Origin of the sequence: Halorussus gelatinilyticus, from assembly GCF_023238445.1 — an archaeon.
GTDB classification, from domain to species: Archaea; Halobacteriota; Halobacteria; order Halobacteriales; family Haladaptataceae; genus Halorussus; species Halorussus gelatinilyticus.
Genome location: NZ_CP096658.1, coordinates 1,316,623 through 1,333,034, shown reverse-complemented (window position 1 = coordinate 1,333,034; position 16,412 = coordinate 1,316,623). Strand labels below are relative to the sequence as shown.

Genomic DNA, 16,412 nt, shown 5'->3' with positions numbered 1-16,412 from the left:
CGCGAGAAATCCGCGAGGCGTCATTGTGGAAGCGCGAGTCGGAATCTACGGACGCATCGGAAAATTTATCAGTAGAAGCAGTATTCTATTACTGTCAACTGAAGGAAAACGATGGTGAACGTATCACGAGACGAAATCACTGGCGGCTCGCTCGTGCGGTCGCTGCTCTTCCTCGCGGCACCGTTAGTGATGCAGAACTTCGTGCAGGTCGCCCAACAGGTCGTCGACACGTTCTGGGTCGGGCGACTCGGCGAGAACGCGGTCGCCGCCGTCGGCGTCAACTTCCCCGTCATCGCACTCATCTTCAGCGTGACGATGGTCGTCAACACGGGGACGCAGGTCGTCGTCTCCCAGCGCGCCGGCGGCGACGACGACGCGGGCGGTCGCAAGATGGCGTTTCACGGCGTGACGCTCGCACTCTTCTTGGGCATCTCCTGTGCCATCCTCATGGCCGTCGGCGCGGAGACCATCATCGGACTCCTGTTGAGCGGCGAGGGAGTAACCGCGCTGGCGACCACGTACCTCGCGACGTACATGTTCGGCTTCCCGTTCGCGATGACGAGCGACGCGATAGAGAGCGCGTTCGTCGGGTGGGGCGACTCGCGGGCCGCGCTCTACATCAACGTCACCGCGGTCCTCGTCAACATCGGTCTCGACCCCTTTCTCATCCTCGGGTGGGGACCGTTCGCCGAGATGGGCGTCCGGGGCGCGGCGCTGGCGACCGCGGTCGGCTACGCCGCCGGACTCCTGCTCGGACTCGGGATGATTCTCCGGGGTCGTGACGGACTCACCTTCACCGACCGCGCCGTCGGTTTCGACGTGGCGGAGTACCGCGAAATCCTCGAAGTCGGCGTCCCCTCCGGCGCACAGCACGCGGTGAGCCAACTCGTCCGCATCCTCATCATCGCGCTGGTCTCGGCGGTCGGCGGCGCGGCGGCGCTCGCGGCCTACACCATCGGCGCACGAGTCGCCAGCGTGGCGTTCATCCCGGCGCAGGGACTCGCGGGCGCGGCCCAGAGCATCGTCGGCCAGAACCTCGGGGCGAACAACCCCGGTCGCGCCCGGCGGACGACGTGGCTCGGCGCGGGCGTCGCGGCGGTCGGACTCACGTTCGCGGGCGTCGTCCAGTGGTTCGTGCCCGAACTTCTCGCCGGCCTCTTCGTCGCCGACGTGAGTCCGGTGGCCTTGAAGATGACAGTCGATTACCTCAAGATTCTCGTCCTCAGTTACTGGGCCATCGGCGCGTGGTACCTGTTCAACGCCGGATTCAACGGCGCGCGCCGGACCAAGGTCAGCATGGTCGCGGGACTGCTGAAGTACTGGGCGATCCGGCTTCCCATCGCCGCGGTCGGCGTCTTCTGGCTCGGCTACGAGGTCTACGCGGTGTTCTGGGCGGTGACGATTTCGAACGTCGTCAGCACGGTCGGCGTCGGCCTCTACTACTACTACACGACTAACGACGGCATGCTGCAACGCGCCGCGGAGAAAGCGACCGCGAGCGCGGAGTAGGGTTCGCCGTTCCCGCTATTCGACGCCGACGGTCCGCGAGTCGGTCACGGGGAGCAGCGGTAACTCGGGGAACGCGACCTCGACGACGTACTCCATCTCGTCGTCGGTCCCGCCGAAGACCCCGACCGGGACGGTCGTCTCGCCGTCGAGGTAGGTCGTCGTCTCGGTCATCTCGACGCCGTTGACCGTCACGCGAATCCCGACTTGGGTCCCGTCGCCGGCGTTGCGGACGGTTACCTCCCGCATGTCGTTCTCGCCGCGGGCGATGGCGTCGGGGAACGCGCCCCACGAGACCGAAATCCGGGGGAGGTCGCTCGCGCTTTCGAGGACCGCCTCGGCGACCCCCGCCGAGAGACCGGCGTCCACGAGACCGTCCTCGCCGGCCTCGCGCACGTCGGCGGGCGCGGCGATTCCCTCCTTGGCCAACTTGCTCGCGCGGCCCGACCCCACGCCGTCGATGGCGGTCAGTCCCACCGCGTCGGAACTGACGCCGTGTTCGATGCGGGCCTCTATCCGTCGCGCGAGGTTGGCGGCGCGCGGTCGGTCGAATCGTTCGAGGAAAGCTCTGAGCGCGGCGAGCAGTCGGAGCGCGTTTTGGGTGATGACCCACGCGTCGCTCCGGAGTTCGCCGGGGGTCGTGCCCGTCATCGTGGAGCGAAGGATGGCCAGCACCTTGCGCGCGCCGGGTTCCAACTCGCCCGCGTCCTGTCCCACGAGGACCGAATCGACCGCCTCGCGTTCGGACTGGCGGGCGCTCACGCTGTCGAACTCCGCGGCGTCCGCGACGGTCCGGAGGACGTCGCCGGTCTCGATTTCCTCCCGTCGAGCGAGGTCGTGGAACTCGCCCGCGGTGTCGAGTCGGAGGTAGAACTTCGAGGCGAGTCGGCCGAGGGGCGTCGCCGAGACGCTCAGGTCGTCGCCGATGTCCACGAAGCCCCGACTGTCGAGTCGTTCGAGCGCCTCTCGGACCCGCGTCCGGAGGTCGGCTTGCAGGTCGTCGAGACCGTAGGCGTCGGGGTTCGACTTCGCGCGGACGTAGTAGAACGTGGTTTCGAGCCAGTCGATGACGTCGCCGAGGTCCCGGATGGTCCCCATCGCTATCTCGGCGTTGAGGTGGGCGTCCAAGTCGCCGCCGGACGAACTCCGACGCGATCCCGAGTCTCCCGAATCGGGACCCTCGGCGAGTCGGGACTCGATTTCCTTCCCCTCCCGGAGGAGCCTGCGGTACTTGTCGGCCTCCGAGTGGTCGCAGACGACCCAGCCGTAGCCTACGTCGTCGTATTCGGGGCGACCCGCCCGGCCGAGCATCTGGAGGATGTCGAGGGGACTCATGTCCACTTCGCCTTCGAGGGGGTCGTGGAGCTTCGTGTCCCGCAGGACGACGCATCTGGCGGGGAGGTTGACGCCCCACGCCAGCGTGGAGGTCGAGAACAGGAGCTGAATCTTGCCCTGCTTGAACCACTCCTCGACTCTGTCCTTGTCGCCCTTCGAGAGACCGGCGTGGTGGAACGCCACGCCGTCGAGGACGGACTTCCGGAGGGTGTCGTTCTGTAGCTCCTGGGCGTCGTTGTGAAAGTCGTAGTCGCCGCGCGCGCCCATCGGGATGTCGCGCTCGCCGATTTCGTCGCGGGCCTTCTTGGCGGCCTGCACGGTGTCCTGCCGGGAGGAGACGAACACGAGGGCTTGGCCGTCGTCGCGGATGTGGGGTTCCGCGAGGTCGAGCGCGCGGTAGAGCCGCCGGTACTTGTCCGCGAAGGAGTTATCGCCGTGGGTGTAGGTCTTGACGCCGGAGTTGAGGTCCACCGGCCGGTACTCGTCGCCGAACTCGAAGGTGGTCTCGGGCGGCGCGTCGAGCCAGTCGGCCACGTCTTCGACGTTGGGCATCGTCGCCGAGAGCGCGACGACGCGGGGGCCGGTGAGTCGTCGGAGCCGCGAGACCGTGACTTCGAGGACGCTCCCGCGCTTCTCGGAGTCGAGCAGGTGGACCTCGTCGATGACCACGCAGTCCACGTCCCGGATGAAGGCGTACCGGCGCGAGTCGTGCTTTCTGGTCGCCGAGTCGGTCTTCTCGGGAGTCATCACGAGGATGTCTGCGCGCTCGGCCCGGCGGGGGTTCAGGTCGCGCTCGCCCGTGACGACGTAGACGGAGTAGCCCAACTCCTCGAAGCGCTCCCACTCGCTCTCCTTCTCGTTGGTCAGCGCTCGCATCGGCGCGACGAACAGCGCGGTTCCCCCGGCTTCCAAGGTCCGGCAGATGGCCATCTCCGCCAGCGCGGTCTTCCCGCTGGCGGTCGGCGCGCTCGCCACCACGTTCTCGTCGGTTTCGAGGAGCGCGTCCACGACTTCGCGTTGCATGTCGTTGAACTCCTCGAACGGGAACACCTCGGCGAACTCGGGGTCGGGGACTGCCTCGGCGACTTCCATCGTACGAGTCACAGGGGCCGGGTGGCAAAGGCGTTTCTCTCTCGGAACGGAGCAGTCGGCGATAGGTTGCTGTGCGGTCGCAGTGCAGAAGGATTCGTCTGAAGCCCCGTCAACAAAACCGCAAAACGCACGGCAACTCCGTCACTCGGCGAGCAGTATCTCGCGCAACTCCTCGGCCGACGCCGCCACCGCGTCGGCCTCCGAGAGGTCCAGTTCCTCGTCCGATTCGTTCCGATATCCCACGACCTGCATCCCGGCGCGCTTCGCCGACCGGACCCCGTTCTCGGAGTCCTCGACCGCGATGCAGTCGGCAGGCTCGACGCCGACTTCCTTCGCGGCGAACTCGTACACGTCGGGTTCGGGCTTGCTCTTGCCGTCGATTTCCTCGGCGCTGATGATTCTGTCGAACGACTCCCGGAGGTCGAACCGGTCGAGCATGCGGTCTATCCAGTCGTGGGGCGACGACGAGACCAGCGCGACGGTCCGGCCCTCGTCGCGGAGGTCGGCGAGCAAATCCTCGAATCCGTCCATCAGCGCGACTTTCTCGCCGTAGATGTCGCGGGCCGCGTTCTCGTAGCGGTCCACGAACTCGTCTTTCGTCTCGGTCATCTCGTGGCGCGCTTCGAGGTAGTCGTAGATCTCCCGGAAGTTCATCCCGGTCGTCTCGCTGGTGTCGGGCGACCCGTCCACCGCCGCGGGGAGGATTTCCGACTCCTCGGTCTCGACCCAGTAGCGTTCCGAGTTGACGATGACGCCGTCCATGTCGAACAGCACAGCCTTCGATTGCACGGGCCGAGTGACGGGCCGCGGAAAAATAGTTGCTCCGGCGCACGAGCGGGTCGGACGGTGCTCGCGCGGTCGGTCGCCGCCCACCCGGCCGAGAGTTTAAGTCCGAAAACGGGACGAACCCTCCCCGTGACCCGAATCCACGTCTACGCCGGCGACTGTACGACCACCTACCACGGGGGCGACGGAGGCGACGAGTCGCGCACCCAGCGCGGCCGCGTCGTCGTCGTTCACAAACCGGACGGCACCGTCCTCGTCCACGACGCGGAGGGGTACCAGCCGGTCGAGTGGCTGACCCGCGCGAACGCGGTCCACCGCGAGAGCGACGGCGAGGGCGGCTTCGGCCTCGTCGCGGTCAAGGATGACGAACGCCTGCGCGTCGAGAGCCGCGCCGACGCCGACCGCGCGAGCCACGGCGCGACCGCGGCGGGCACCGAGGTTGGCACCTGCCCGGAGTGTGAGGGCGTCCTCGTTCGCGCTCGCGGGACGGTCACCTGCCTCGACTGCCCGGCGGAGTACGGGCTTCCCCGAGACGCCGCGACGCTCGACGCGACGTGCGACTGCGGCCTGCCGCAGATGGCCGTCGAGCGCGGCGCGCGCTTCGAACTCTGCGTGGACCGCGACTGCGAGCAGTTGGACGAGGCGGTCCGCGAGCGATTCGACCGCGAGTGGTCGTGTCCCGACTGCGACGGCGACCTGCGAGTCCTGCGCGAGCGCACCCTCTTTCTGGGCTGTGAGAACTACCCCGACTGCGAGACCACCGTCGCGCTCCCCGACCGGGAGGTGGTCGGGACCTGTGATTGCGGATTACCGCGCGTCCGGAGCGAGGACGGCGAATCGGTCTGCCTCGACCACGAACGCGACGAGACGGGGAGCGACGAGGAAGCGACCGACGGACCGGAGGTCGAGGGACGTTAGTGTTCGGCCGGGTCGGCGTTCAAGCCGCGGACTCTGTCGGTTCCGACCCAGACGACCAGTCCGACCGCGGCGACCGCTAGCGCGAGCGCCGACTTGGACGTGCCCGCAGCGAGGAACCCGAGGAGTCCGAGGCCGGTCGAGAGCGCCAGCGTTCGCGTCGGACGCTGGTCGGTGAGGCGGACGACTGCGGCCAGAAAGAGACCACCGACGACCGCGCCGGCCACTACATCGACCACGTAGTGAACGCCGAGAACGACCCGCGACGCCGCGACGAGGGCGATAATCGCGCCAGCGACGGCTAGCTGGCGTCCGCGGTCCCAGACGTCCAGCGCGAGCGCCGCGCCGCCGTAGACGACGGTCGTCTTGAGCGCGTGCCCGCTGGGGAAGCCGTACCCGTCGCCGGTCACCATAGACTCGTAGACGGCGTGGCCGAGTTGCGGAATCCACGCGGGCGGCGTCGCCGTCGCGGCCCCCGGCGGACGGGGAAGCCCGAAGGTGTGCTTGAGCGCGACCGTCAGCGAGTACGCGCCGACGGTCAGCGCGAGCAGGTAGACGCTATCGGTCGCGGGGTCGTTCGTGACCGAGCGGTGCCTGACCCCGAGAACGAAGACGACGCCGATACCGACCATCACGAACCACATGTCGCCGAGTTGCGTGACGAGTCCGGCGACGGCGGTGGCCGTCTCGGGGAGTCCCGAGAGGAGTTCCGTCTCGCCGATTCCGCGCGTCATTTGTCGCCAATCAGGTAGGTTATGCATATAATCGTTCTGGTGAGAATCGCCGGAATGAGTGTCCGACCGGAACCGCCGACCCGCCCCGACCCGCGGGACACCGGAAATCGTTTGACGCCCCGAACCGGAACGAGGAGCATGGACGGACGCCTGCGAGACGACGAGGTGGTGGTCGGCGGCGACGCCCGCCAGCGCTACTACGACTCCAGCGGGTACGGCCGCCCCTTGGAGGCCAACAGCGTCGCGCTCTCGCGCGTCGAAGCGGCCTACCTGCTGTTCAAAGGCGATTTGGACGGCGTGGACGGCATGGGCTTCCGGGAGTTCCTCGCCGACGCGGGCGACGAGATAGCCACGCGATTCCTCGTCTACGCCGACCTGCGCGACCGGGGGTTCTACCTCTCGCCCGCCCGCGAGGGGTGGGTCGATGCGCCCCGGTCGAACGCCGACTTCGTGGTCTATCCGCGCGGTAAGGGACCGTGGGACGACTCGGTCCTCTACCGCGTCCGGGTCGTCGGCGAACGCGCGGACGTGCCCGCCGACCGGTTGGGCGACGTGGTGCTGGCGGTCGTGGACGAGGAGAGCGAGATAACCTACCTCGAAACCGACCGGGCGGACCTCCGCGGGAGTTCCGCGACCGACCTCCCCGCGGGCGTTCCCGCCGACCTGCTGGACGACCGCGTGCTGGTCTGGGACCCGCCCGAGGAGTTGCACCACCGGGGATTCTACGGCCAACCGCTGGACGACCGCGACCGCGATCGGGACCGGGCGCTCCAGTTGTCGCTGGTCGAAGCGGCGTACCTCGCCGACGAGGGCGTCCTCTCGTTGGGCGGTCGAACGGACGACCCCGAAACCGAGACCGTCCGCGAACACGGCCGCGAGGTCGAAGGCGAGCGGTTCGACCGCCGACTCCGGGTCTACCGTGCGCTCCGAGAGCGCGGGATGGTCCCCAAGACCGGGTTCAAGTTCGGGTCGGACTTCCGGACCTACGCCGACGTAGAGTCGGTCGAGGAGTTGGGCCACTCGGAGTGTCTCGTCCGGGTGCTTCCGACCGACCACATCTTCTCGCCGCGGGACCTCGCGTTGGACGTGCGCCTCGCCCACGGGGTCCGAAAACGGATGATTTTTGCGCTCGTAGGCCCGAACGAAGAGATAACCGACTGGATTTCCGTGGGTCGATTGACCCCGTAACTGATACTATGACACGAGATACGGACCGCGACCGAGCGGACGGGCGAAAGAGTACAGCGCCGGAAACGCTTCCCGACGAGGGCACCGAGTCGGACGAGTCGGGGTCAGAGTCAGCGGGTCGTCGGGCCGTGCCCGACGGGGGCACCGCCGCGAGCGGCGAGGACGAAACGACGCTCGACCCGTGGGGGTCGGCGACCATCGCCGACTACCGGAAGCTGTTCGAGGAGTTCGGCATCGAGGAGTTCGAGGAGGTCCTGCCGGAGGTGCCCGACCCCCACTACCTCATGCGGCGGGGCGTCATCTTCGGCCACCGCGACTACCGCCGGGTCGCCGACGCGATGGTGAACGACGAACCGTTCGCCGCGCTCTCGGGGTTCATGCCGACCGGCGACCCCCACATCGGGCACAAGCTGGTGTTCGACGAGATAATCTGGCACCAACGGCAGGGCGGCGACGCCTACGCGCTCATCGCCGACCTCGAAGCCCACAGCGCCCGCGGGCTATCGTGGGACGAGATAGACGAACACGCCCGCGACTACCTGCTGAGCCTGCTCGCGCTCGGATTCGACCCGGAGGAGGGCACTCTCTACCGACAGTCGGGCGACCGCGAGGTGCAGGACCTGGCCTTCGAGTTGGGGTCGGAAGCCAACTTCTCGGAACTGGAGAACATCTACGGCTTCTCGGGCGAGACCAGCGTCTCGCACATGCAGAGCGTCGTAACCCAGATGGCCGACATCCTCTACCCGCAACTGGACGAACCCAAGCCGACCGTCATCCCAGTCGGTCCCGACCAGGACCCCCACGTCCGCCTCGCGCGTGACCTCGCGGCCCGGATGGGCTACTTCGGCGTGACGAAGGCGTACGCGAGCTTCGAGGCCGACGAAGCGGAGCGCGAACTGCTCGCGGCCGCGCACGCCGCGCTCGCCGACGAAGCCGAGGAGAGCGACGGCGTGGTCCGGTGCGAGGACGCCGCCGATTGGTTGGCCGAGGAAGTGACGCCCGACGACGCCCGCGAGAGCGTAGTGTCGAAACTCCGGGAAGCGGGCAAAGAACCGCTCCGACCGCGCGTACGGTTCCTCGACCGGAACGCGACCGAGGAGGCCTTCGGCGCGCTCATCGACGCCGTGGAGGGCGAGAAGCGCGTCTTCGACGAGCACATCGACGCCTTCGACCTCTCGCGCGATGCGGCCGAGGAGTTGGCCCGCGATGTCGAACTGGACCACGGCGGCTACGGCTTCGTCGCGCCTTCGTCGCTCTACCACCGGTTCATGACCGGACTTACCGGCGGGAAGATGTCGTCGTCGGTCCCGGCGAGCCACATCAGCCTGCTGGACGACCCCGAAGACGGCTACGACAAGGTGAAGGCCGCGACCACCGGCGGCCGGGAGACCGCCGAGAAACAGCGCGAACTCGGCGGGCGGGCCGACGAGTGTCCGGTGTACGAACTGTACGCCTACCTGCTGGCGGGCGACGACGACGAGTTCGCCAAGGAAGTCTACGACGAGTGCGTCGGCGGCGAACGGCTCTGTGGCGACTGCAAGGAGCAGGCCGCCCAGTTGATGAAGGAGTTCCTCGCGGAACACCAGGAGAAGCGCGAGGAAGTCGAAGACCTGCTGGAGGAGGCCGACATCGAGTTGGACAGTCCGCGCAAGCGCGACTGACCGCCGTCGCGCTATTTTCGACTGTCGTGTGAGTCTCGACCGTCGCGCTATTCTCGCCGGCGGTCTCGGTCGGTCGTTTCAACAACAGTTAACCCGACGCGTCCGGACAGACCAACCATGGCTACAGCGAACGCGGACAGACTCGAACCGCTCGGAATCGGTTTCGGCGTCCTGCTCGTCCTCATCGGTATCGCGACCATCGCCGGCACGCCGTGGGCCCACAAGTCCGGCGGCGCGCTCCTGATGGTCGGACAGGGACTCGGCGCAGTCGCCGCCATCGTCGTCGGCGCGGGGCTGGCGTGGCTGGCGCGCAAGTAACGCTCCTTCTCGACTACGCGACGGCGAAAAATCGAACCGAATCGGGTGCGGGACTACTTGTTCGGCAGGAAGGCGAGACCGAACAGCAGGACGACCGTCAGGACGCTGAGGATGGTGATGCCCCAGAGTCCCGCGATGCGCTCGTTGAAGTGGTTGATCTCGCTGACCTGCGACTGATACTCGGGTGGGTTGGGCGAGAGTTGGACGGTATCGTTCGCGGGGAAGTGCGCGACGAACTGCTGGCCGCCGTCCGCAGGACCGAGCGTGACGTTCTCGCCCTCGGCGAACGAGGTCGAGACCGTCCGGGGTGCGGTCCACGTCAGGAGCGCCTCCTCTCTGGTGACGTTCGAGACGGTGGTCTGGTTGCCCGCGAGCTGGAAGGTCTGGCCCTCGGAGAACTGGCGCGTCTCGGGTTCGCCGAACTGCTGGCGCTTGTACTCGTCGACCGGCACGAGCGAGCGATTGCCGTCGCTCCGGTTGACGACGACGTACTCCGTGCCGCCCTGCGTGACGGTCGAGACGTTCTCGCTCAGGTTGAACTCCTCGCGGAGGGTGAACTGACTGGGGTCGGTCCGGTTCGGGATGAGGACCCGATAGGTCGTGTTGTCTAGCTGCGCGGTCGTGTTGTTCGCCCACGTCGCGGTGTAGCGCGCCGACTGGTTGACCCGTTCCAGCGTTCCCTCTCCGTCGCCGACCGAGGCGACCGTGTACTCCAGTCCGCCGACGGTCAGCGTGTCGTTCTCGGTGTAGGTCTCCCCTTCCAGGTCGATGCCCGGCTCTTGGGCGACGCCGATGAGCGAGTAGGACCCAGCGGCGATGACGAGAAAGAGGACGCCGTACACCGTCGCGGCTCGTCGTTGCATATCTCGATGTTTTAGCGCGTGCGGTTTAATCATTGGCTTTTGTTACTTTCGACCGCTCTTAGCTCCGATATTTTAGGAATCGGGTCGGCGCGAATCCCCGCCTCGACCACCAACGAGGTCGGTCTGCGACCCAACTGCTATGTCCGTCCGCCGATAACTGCGGACGTGAACGTTTCGCACGCGGAGACCGCGACGGCCGCGAGCGCCGGCGTCTGTGGAGTCGCAGGGTCGTTCGCCGTCGCGGGGCGGACGCCCGAGTTCGTCGTCGCGCCGGTGGCCGCGCTCGTCGTGGACTTCACGCCCGGCGTCGTGACGACGGCCGCGATTCGCGGTCTCGGCGACTGGGGCCACCGCCTCGCGTTGGGCGTCGCGCTGGCGCTCACCGCGGGCATCCTCGCCGGCGTCGCGTTCGGCGCGGTCCGAGTCGGCGGTCGCTCGGAAGTCCCCTACACGTCGGTCGCGGCCGGCGGCGTGGCGAGTTGGCTTCTCACCATCGCGGCGACCGGCGCACCGAAGGCGTCGCTCGCCGTCGCGGGACCGGTGGCCGCGGTCCTCGCGGTCGGCGAACGCGGGTGGGCGGTCGGCCGCGACGGTCGCCGTTCGCGCGTCTCGACCTCCCGACGGAAGGTGCTCGCCGCGCTCGGCGCGGTCGCCGGGTTCGCGGGGTTCTCGGCGTACCGCGGCGCGGACATCACGGGCGTCGAACCCGGCCCCGTCGCGGACGTGACGAGCGAGGCGGTTCAGCGCGAGGCCGACGACATGCTCGCTCGCGCAACCGAGCGGTCGCTCGGCGTCTCGGGGCTGTCGGGACTCGTGACGCCGACCGACGAGTTCTACGAGGTGGACGTGAACAACGTGAACCCGAACCCGAGCGACGGCAAGTGGGACCTCTCGGTGACGGGCGAAGTCGAAACGAGCCTGACGCTCGATTTCGAGGAGTTGACCGCGACGACCGTCGAAAACCGGTTCGTCACGCTGCGGTGCGTCGGCGAGGCGCTCAACGGGCGGAAGATGGACACCGCGGTCTGGACCGGCGTGCCCGTGCGCGACCTGCTCGACGAGGCGACTCCACGCGGCTCCGGGGCCTGCTGCGTGCTGGTTCGGGCCGTGGACGGCTACTATCAGGAGTTCCCGCTCGGTGCGCTCGAAGAGTCGTTCCTCGCCGTCGGGATGAACGGGCGGCGACTCCCCCGCGGGCACGGCTACCCCGTGAGGCTCCTCGTACCGGGCCACTGGGGCGAGATAAACGTCAAGTGGGTCTCCGAAATCGAGGTGTTGGACGAGGAACATCAGGGCTACTGGGAGAAGCGCGGCTGGCACGGCACCGGGCCGGTCAACACCGTCGCCAAACTCCACGCCGTGAACCGACCGGACGACGCAAGCGACGATACGCCCGGCGATTCCGCCGACGAGTCGGCGGAATCGCCAACGGCCGAGCGAATCGAAGTGGCGGGCCACGCCTACGCGGGCACGCGAGGAATCCGGAAAGTGGAGGTCTCGACCGACGGGGGCGAGACGTGGGCGGACGCGGACCTCTCGAAACCGCTGGCGGGCGAGGACGTGTGGCGACAGTGGCGCTACGCGTGGGACGCCGAGCCGGGCGACCACGAGGTGGTCGTCCGCGCGACGGACGGCGAGGGGAACCTGCAACCCGAGGAGTTCGCCCAACCCTTCCCGAGCGGGGCGACGGGGTGGGTCTCGCGGACGGTCGAGGTGTGATTTTTTCCGGCGGGCGGACGACGTGTCGAGCATGAACTTCGGCGTCCTCAGCACGGCCAACATCGGACGCGCGGCGGTCGTCCCCGCGATTCGGAACACCGACCACGACCTCCTCGCGGTCGCGTCGCGCGACGCGGCGTCGGCGGACGCGTTCGCCGACGAGTTCGGAATTCCGCGGGCCTACGGCTCCTACGAGGAACTGCTCGCGGACGACGAGTTGGACGCGGTGTACAACCCGCTTCCGAACGCGCTCCACGCCGAGTGGACGAAGCGAGCCGCCGACGCCGGCCTGCACGTCCTCTGCGAGAAACCGCTCGCGGTCGATGCCGAGGAGGCCCGCGAAGTCGGCGACTACTGCGCGGACCGGGGCGTCACCCTGATGGAGGCGTTCATGTACCGCTATCACCCCAGAACCGAGCGCGCCGCCGAACTCGTCCGCGAGGAGTTGGGCGAGGTCCGGTCGGTGAAAGCCGGCTTCCAGTTCCCCATGGACGACCCCGAGAACGTCCGCCTCGACCCGGACCTCGCGGGCGGGAGCCTGATGGACGTGGGCTGTTACGCGGTCAGCTCGGCCCGCCTCTTCCTCGGAGAGCCCGACCGCGCGTACGCGACGACCCACGACGCGGGCGACCACGGCGTGGACACGAAGCTGGCGGGCGTGCTGGAGTACGACGGCGGCGCGACCGCCGAAATCTCCTGCGGGTTCGAGACCGACGACGCGCAGTGGTACCGCGTCGAGACCGAAGGCGGCTGGCTCGAAGCGCGCGAGGCGTTCGTCCCGCGCGGCGACGAGGGCGTCGAACTCGAGTACGAGGTGGACGGTCGCCGCGCGGTCGAGACGTTCGACCCGACCGACCAGTACCGACTGGAGGTCGAACGCTTCGCGGCGTGCGTCGAATCGGGCGAACAACCCCGGACCGACGCCGACGAAGCGGTCCGGAACACGGCCACCATCGACGCACTGTACGAGAGCGCCGAGCGCGGCGAGTCGGTCGCGGTCGAACGGCCCTGATTTGCGAGGACGGACTCTTCGACGCCCACGTATATTTTCCTCGCGTTCCTATGGGATGACGAGTGGTGCGCGGAGTCGGCCGACCGACTCTCGACACCGAGGAGAACTATGGACACGGAGACAGCCACCGAGTCGAGGGACGCGATAGCCGCGAGCGACGTCTCGCTGACGTACAGCGACGGAACCGAGGCCGTACGGAGCGTGGACCTCACGGTTCCCGAGGGCGAGTTCTTCGGCTTCCTCGGGCCGAACGGCGCGGGCAAGACGACCACCATCAAGATGCTGGCGACCCTGTTGAAACCGACCGGCGGCGAGGTTCGGGTCAACGGGTTCGACGTGCGCGAGCAGGCCCAGTCGGTACGCGAGTCCATCGGGTACATGGCCCAAGAGACCAGCGTGGACACGGAACTCACCGCCCGCGAGAACGTCCGGTTCGCGTGCGAGGCCTACGGTGTCCCCCGGAGCGAGCGCGCCGAGCGCATCGAGGAACTGCTCGAACTCGCCGACCTCGCGGACGTGGCCGACAAGCGCGCCGACGACTTCTCGGGCGGGATGAAGAAACGGCTCGACGCCGCGACCGCGCTGGTCCACCGGCCACCGCTGGTGTTTCTGGACGAACCGACCACCGGACTCGACCCCAAGGCCAGAAATCGGCTCTGGGAGTACTTCCGGCGCATCAACGAGCAGGGCACGACCATCTTCCTCACGACGCAGTATCTGGAGGAAGCCGACCAGCTCTGCGACCGCATCGCGGTCATCCTCGACGGCGAAATCGTCGCCACGGGGTCGCCCGCCGAGTTGAAGCGACAGGTCGGCGGCGAACTCCTCGACATCGAAATCGACGGCGGCGAGGCCGCGCGCGAACGCGCGGCCGCCGTCGCTCGGTCGTCGGGCGTCTTCGACGAGGCCAGCGTCGAAGTCACCGAGGAGGGGCTGACCGTCACCGCGCGCAACGCCCGGACCTACGGCACCGACCTACTCGTGGCGCTCCGCGACGAGGGGCTGACCGTCACCGGGTTCAACGTGCGCGCGCCGACGCTCGACGACGTATTCCTCGCCATCACGGGCGAGGAGTTAGCGGAGTCGGCCGACGACGCCGCGGTTGACGCGGAGGTGGTGCGATGAGTACCGAGACCGACGAGGGGACCGCGGGACCGACCATCGCGCCGGGCGAGACCGGCGGCGGCGAACGCGGGTTCGGGACCGACGTGTGGGTCAACTTCAAGCGTTGGAACCTGAAGGCGGTTCGCAACCCCTTCGTGCTGACTGCCTCGCTGATTCAGCCGGTGGTCTTCCTCGTCCTCTTCACGCAGGTCTTCGGGCGGGTCGCCACCGGAGCCATCAGTCGCGGCGGGGCGACCATCACCTACGAGAGCTTCCTGCTCCCGGCCATCGTGATACAGGTGTCGCTGGTCGCGGCGGCGACGTCTGGCATCGGACTGGTCAACGACATCGAGGAGGGGATGTTCGAGAAAGTGCTGGTGAGTCCGATGAACCGCGCCGCGGTGTTCCTCGGGAAGACCTTGGCGGAGATGCTCCGCATCACGGTCCAAATTCTCATCATCCTCGGACTCGGGGTCCTGCTCGGCGCGAACGTCGTTACCGGCATCGGCGGCGCGCTCGCCATCGTCGTCGTCGGCATCGTGTTCGCCGGGTGGTTCACCGCGTTCTCGAACGTCGTCGCGCTGGTGACCCGCGACCAGGAATCGACCATCATCGGCGCGAACATCCTCCAGTTCCCGCTGTTGTTCGTCTCCTCGGCGTTCCTCCCGGTCGAACTCCTGCCCGACTGGATTCAGATAATTAGCGACTTCAACCCCGTGACCTACGGCGTGAACGCCGCCCGTACGTTGGTCATCGACGGGTGGGTCTGGCAGACTATTCTTCCGAACGTGGGCGTGCTGGTCGGTCTCGATTTGGTTCTGGGCGCGTTCGCCGTGTACATGCTGAATCGGGCGTCGAGTTCGGAAGTACAGTAGGTGGTTTTTCGTTCGCCGGGGTCCGCCTTCCGGTATGGACAAACAGGACCTGCGCGAGCGAATCTGGGACCACCTCGAAGCCGAGGGCATCGCTCGGTTCCCCTTTCCGCCCCACGACCGCATCCCGAACTTCGCCGGGGGCGACGACGCCGCCGACCGACTCGCCGAAACCGACGAGTGGGAAGCCGCAGACGCAATCAAGGCCAACCCCGACGCGCCGCAACTTCCCGTCCGGCGGCGCGCGCTCCGGGAGGGCAAGACCGTCTACATGGCCGTGCCGCGACTCCGCGACGAGAAGCCGTTCTACGAACTCGATCCCGCGGCGATTCCACCCGACGAGTACGACAGCGCCCCGACCATCTCGCACGTCGAGTCCTACGCACAGCAGGTCGCGCCCGAGGAGGTGGCCGCCATCGATCTCGTGGTGTCGGGGAGCGTCGCGGTCACCGCGGCGGGCGCGCGGGTCGGGAAGGGCGAAGGGTACAGCGACCTCGAATACGCGGTCCTGCGGGAGTTGGACCTGGTCGGGGCGGAGACGCCGATCGCGACCACGGTCCACGACTCGCAGGTCGTCGCGGACGAGGTGACGGTCGAAGCCCACGACGTACCGATGGACCTCGTGGTGACGCCGACGGAGACGTTTCGGACCGACACCGAGTTCGAGCGGCCGAGCGGCGTGTTCCGGGACGACCTTTCCGCGGAACGAATCGCGGAAATTCCCGTGCTCGACGAACGACGCGACTAATGGGCGGCGCTGACGCTGTGCAGTAGGCGGTTACGGCGTTCAGAACGCGAACGAAGCGAGGCCGCGGAGCGGCCTCGCTGAGTGACTGTTCGTCTCTTCGATACGGATTACCGCCGAGAGGTGCCGAAGCGCGGCGAAGCCGCGCGAGGGCACCCGAGGCGTAGAACGATGGAAGCCAAGGGCCGGATTTGAACCGGCGATGGGCGGCTCTGCAGGCCGCTGCGTTCGGCCGGACTCTGCCACCTTGGCGCTATCTTCTGATATTCGCTCGGCGCGCTTAAATATAGCGGTCCGCAGCGATAGTGGCTGGGAGCCGGGCGTGTCGCCGGGTGCCGTGGCTTGCCGGGAATCGTAGAGTGTGCGTTCGAAATGAGGAAACCCCCGGCCGCAGCATCATGCTGCAGTCGGGGGTTTGTGTATGAGTGGGAGGCGGCGAAGTGGATTTCCCAGAGGCTCGCGCACTCCAGTACTCCCCACAACGCAGGCGGGCTTAACTTCCGTGTTCGGGATGGGTACGGGTGTCGCCCCGCCGCTGTGGCCGCCTTAACGCCGACTCGCG

At 67.7% G+C, this 16,412-nt stretch carries 14 protein-coding genes, 1 tRNA gene and 1 rRNA gene; 10 read left to right on the top strand and 6 right to left on the bottom strand.

The genetic code is table 11. The features are described 5' to 3' along the window. Positions 1-111 precede the first annotated feature (111 nt). Positions 112-1,509: an MATE family efflux transporter gene (locus M0R88_RS06930; protein ID WP_248656210.1), complete on the top strand. Its 1,398-nt coding sequence runs from the start codon at positions 112-114 to the stop codon at positions 1,507-1,509. 15 nt (positions 1,510-1,524) lie between these two features. Here the strand turns inward: M0R88_RS06930 and M0R88_RS06925 are convergent, their stop codons facing one another. Then, positions 1,525-3,933 carry a DEAD/DEAH box helicase gene (locus M0R88_RS06925; RefSeq protein WP_248656209.1) on the bottom strand — a complete coding sequence of 803 codons (2,409 nt, stop codon included), beginning with the start codon at positions 3,931-3,933 and terminating at the stop codon, positions 1,525-1,527. 141 nt (positions 3,934-4,074) lie between these two features. Continuing rightward, positions 4,075-4,722 (bottom strand): HAD family hydrolase, encoded by a 648-nt coding sequence (locus M0R88_RS06920; RefSeq protein ID WP_248656208.1) that lies wholly within the window; start codon positions 4,720-4,722, stop codon positions 4,075-4,077. A 126-nt stretch (positions 4,723-4,848) separates the two neighbouring features. On the opposite strand from M0R88_RS06920, the gene M0R88_RS06915 reads away from it, so the two are divergent. Next, the gene (locus M0R88_RS06915; protein WP_248656207.1) at positions 4,849-5,637 is read left to right on the top strand and encodes a topoisomerase DNA-binding C4 zinc finger domain-containing protein; all 789 of its coding nucleotides are present in this window, start codon (positions 4,849-4,851) and stop codon (positions 5,635-5,637) included. On the opposite strand, the gene M0R88_RS06910 is transcribed toward M0R88_RS06915, so the two are convergent. Beyond that, on the bottom strand, positions 5,634-6,368 hold the full coding sequence (locus M0R88_RS06910) for a phosphatase PAP2 family protein (RefSeq protein ID WP_248656206.1): 735 nt from the start codon (positions 6,366-6,368) through the stop codon (positions 5,634-5,636). The genes M0R88_RS06915 and M0R88_RS06910 overlap by 4 nt on opposite strands. Positions 6,369-6,506: 138 nt before the next feature. Here M0R88_RS06910 and endA point away from each other — a divergent pair, with 138 nt between their 5' ends. The 3 genes from endA to M0R88_RS06895 all read left to right on the top strand — a co-directional run bounded on the left by endA (position 6,507) and on the right by M0R88_RS06895 (position 9,535). Then, entirely contained in the window at positions 6,507-7,556 is a 1,050-nt protein-coding gene (endA, locus tag M0R88_RS06905; protein ID WP_248656205.1) for a tRNA-intron lyase, read from the top strand. 8 nt (positions 7,557-7,564) lie between these two features. Beyond that, the gene (locus M0R88_RS06900) at positions 7,565-9,217 is read left to right on the top strand and encodes a tryptophan--tRNA ligase (protein WP_248656204.1); all 1,653 of its coding nucleotides are present in this window, start codon (positions 7,565-7,567) and stop codon (positions 9,215-9,217) included. A 117-nt stretch (positions 9,218-9,334) separates the two neighbouring features. Next, entirely contained in the window at positions 9,335-9,535 is a 201-nt protein-coding gene (locus tag M0R88_RS06895; protein WP_248656203.1) for a DUF8123 family protein, read from the top strand. 53 nt (positions 9,536-9,588) lie between these two features. Here M0R88_RS06895 and M0R88_RS06890 read toward each other — a convergent pair whose 3' ends face one another. Continuing rightward, positions 9,589-10,398, bottom strand: coding sequence for a DUF8231 family protein (locus tag M0R88_RS06890; protein WP_248656202.1), 810 nt, complete (start codon positions 10,396-10,398; stop codon positions 9,589-9,591). A 165-nt stretch (positions 10,399-10,563) separates the two neighbouring features. On the opposite strand from M0R88_RS06890, the gene M0R88_RS06885 reads away from it, so the two are divergent. From M0R88_RS06885 to M0R88_RS06865, 5 genes are all read left to right on the top strand, one after another. Then, on the top strand, positions 10,564-12,117 hold the full coding sequence (locus M0R88_RS06885) for a molybdopterin-dependent oxidoreductase (RefSeq protein ID WP_248656201.1): 1,554 nt from the start codon (positions 10,564-10,566) through the stop codon (positions 12,115-12,117). Positions 12,118-12,148: 31 nt separating this feature from the next. After that, on the top strand, positions 12,149-13,129 hold the full coding sequence (locus M0R88_RS06880) for a Gfo/Idh/MocA family protein (protein WP_248656200.1): 981 nt from the start codon (positions 12,149-12,151) through the stop codon (positions 13,127-13,129). A 108-nt stretch (positions 13,130-13,237) separates the two neighbouring features. Further along, entirely contained in the window at positions 13,238-14,254 is a 1,017-nt protein-coding gene (locus M0R88_RS06875; RefSeq protein ID WP_248656199.1) for an ABC transporter ATP-binding protein, read from the top strand. Next, complete coding sequence (locus tag M0R88_RS06870) at positions 14,251-15,108, top strand: ABC transporter permease (protein ID WP_248656198.1); 858 nt, start codon at positions 14,251-14,253, stop codon at positions 15,106-15,108. Before M0R88_RS06875 ends, M0R88_RS06870 begins: the two co-directional genes overlap by 4 nt. 34 nt (positions 15,109-15,142) lie before the next feature. Then, positions 15,143-15,853, top strand: a complete 711-nt coding sequence (locus M0R88_RS06865; RefSeq protein WP_248656197.1) for a 5-formyltetrahydrofolate cyclo-ligase — start codon at positions 15,143-15,145, stop codon at positions 15,851-15,853. A 173-nt stretch (positions 15,854-16,026) separates the two neighbouring features. On the opposite strand, the gene M0R88_RS06860 is transcribed toward M0R88_RS06865, so the two are convergent. Then, positions 16,027-16,102: transfer RNA gene (locus tag M0R88_RS06860), tRNA-Cys, on the bottom strand. Positions 16,103-16,277: 175 nt separating this feature from the next. Then, positions 16,278-16,399: ribosomal RNA gene (gene rrf / locus M0R88_RS06855) — 5S ribosomal RNA — on the bottom strand. Positions 16,400-16,412: the final 13 nt, after the last annotated feature.

What these genes read in the sequence shown, in the direction of transcription:
- M0R88_RS06930 (WP_248656210.1), top strand. Translation starts at nt 112, where the DNA reads ATGGTGAACGTATCACGAGACGAAATCACTGGCGGCTCGCTCGTGCGG.
- M0R88_RS06895 (WP_248656203.1), top strand. Translation starts at nt 9,335, where the DNA reads ATGGCTACAGCGAACGCGGACAGACTCGAACCGCTCGGAATCGGTTTC.
- M0R88_RS06880 (WP_248656200.1), top strand. Translation starts at nt 12,149, where the DNA reads ATGAACTTCGGCGTCCTCAGCACGGCCAACATCGGACGCGCGGCGGTC.
- M0R88_RS06890 (WP_248656202.1), bottom strand. Translation starts at nt 10,398, where the DNA reads ATGCAACGACGAGCCGCGACGGTGTACGGCGTCCTCTTTCTCGTCATC.
- M0R88_RS06925 (WP_248656209.1), bottom strand. Translation starts at nt 3,933, where the DNA reads ATGGAAGTCGCCGAGGCAGTCCCCGACCCCGAGTTCGCCGAGGTGTTC.
- M0R88_RS06865 (WP_248656197.1), top strand. Translation starts at nt 15,143, where the DNA reads ATGGACAAACAGGACCTGCGCGAGCGAATCTGGGACCACCTCGAAGCC.
- M0R88_RS06870 (WP_248656198.1), top strand. Translation starts at nt 14,251, where the DNA reads ATGAGTACCGAGACCGACGAGGGGACCGCGGGACCGACCATCGCGCCG.
- endA (WP_248656205.1), top strand. Translation starts at nt 6,507, where the DNA reads ATGGACGGACGCCTGCGAGACGACGAGGTGGTGGTCGGCGGCGACGCC.
- M0R88_RS06910 (WP_248656206.1), bottom strand. Translation starts at nt 6,368, where the DNA reads ATGACGCGCGGAATCGGCGAGACGGAACTCCTCTCGGGACTCCCCGAG.
- M0R88_RS06900 (WP_248656204.1), top strand. Translation starts at nt 7,565, where the DNA reads ATGACACGAGATACGGACCGCGACCGAGCGGACGGGCGAAAGAGTACA.
- M0R88_RS06875 (WP_248656199.1), top strand. Translation starts at nt 13,238, where the DNA reads ATGGACACGGAGACAGCCACCGAGTCGAGGGACGCGATAGCCGCGAGC.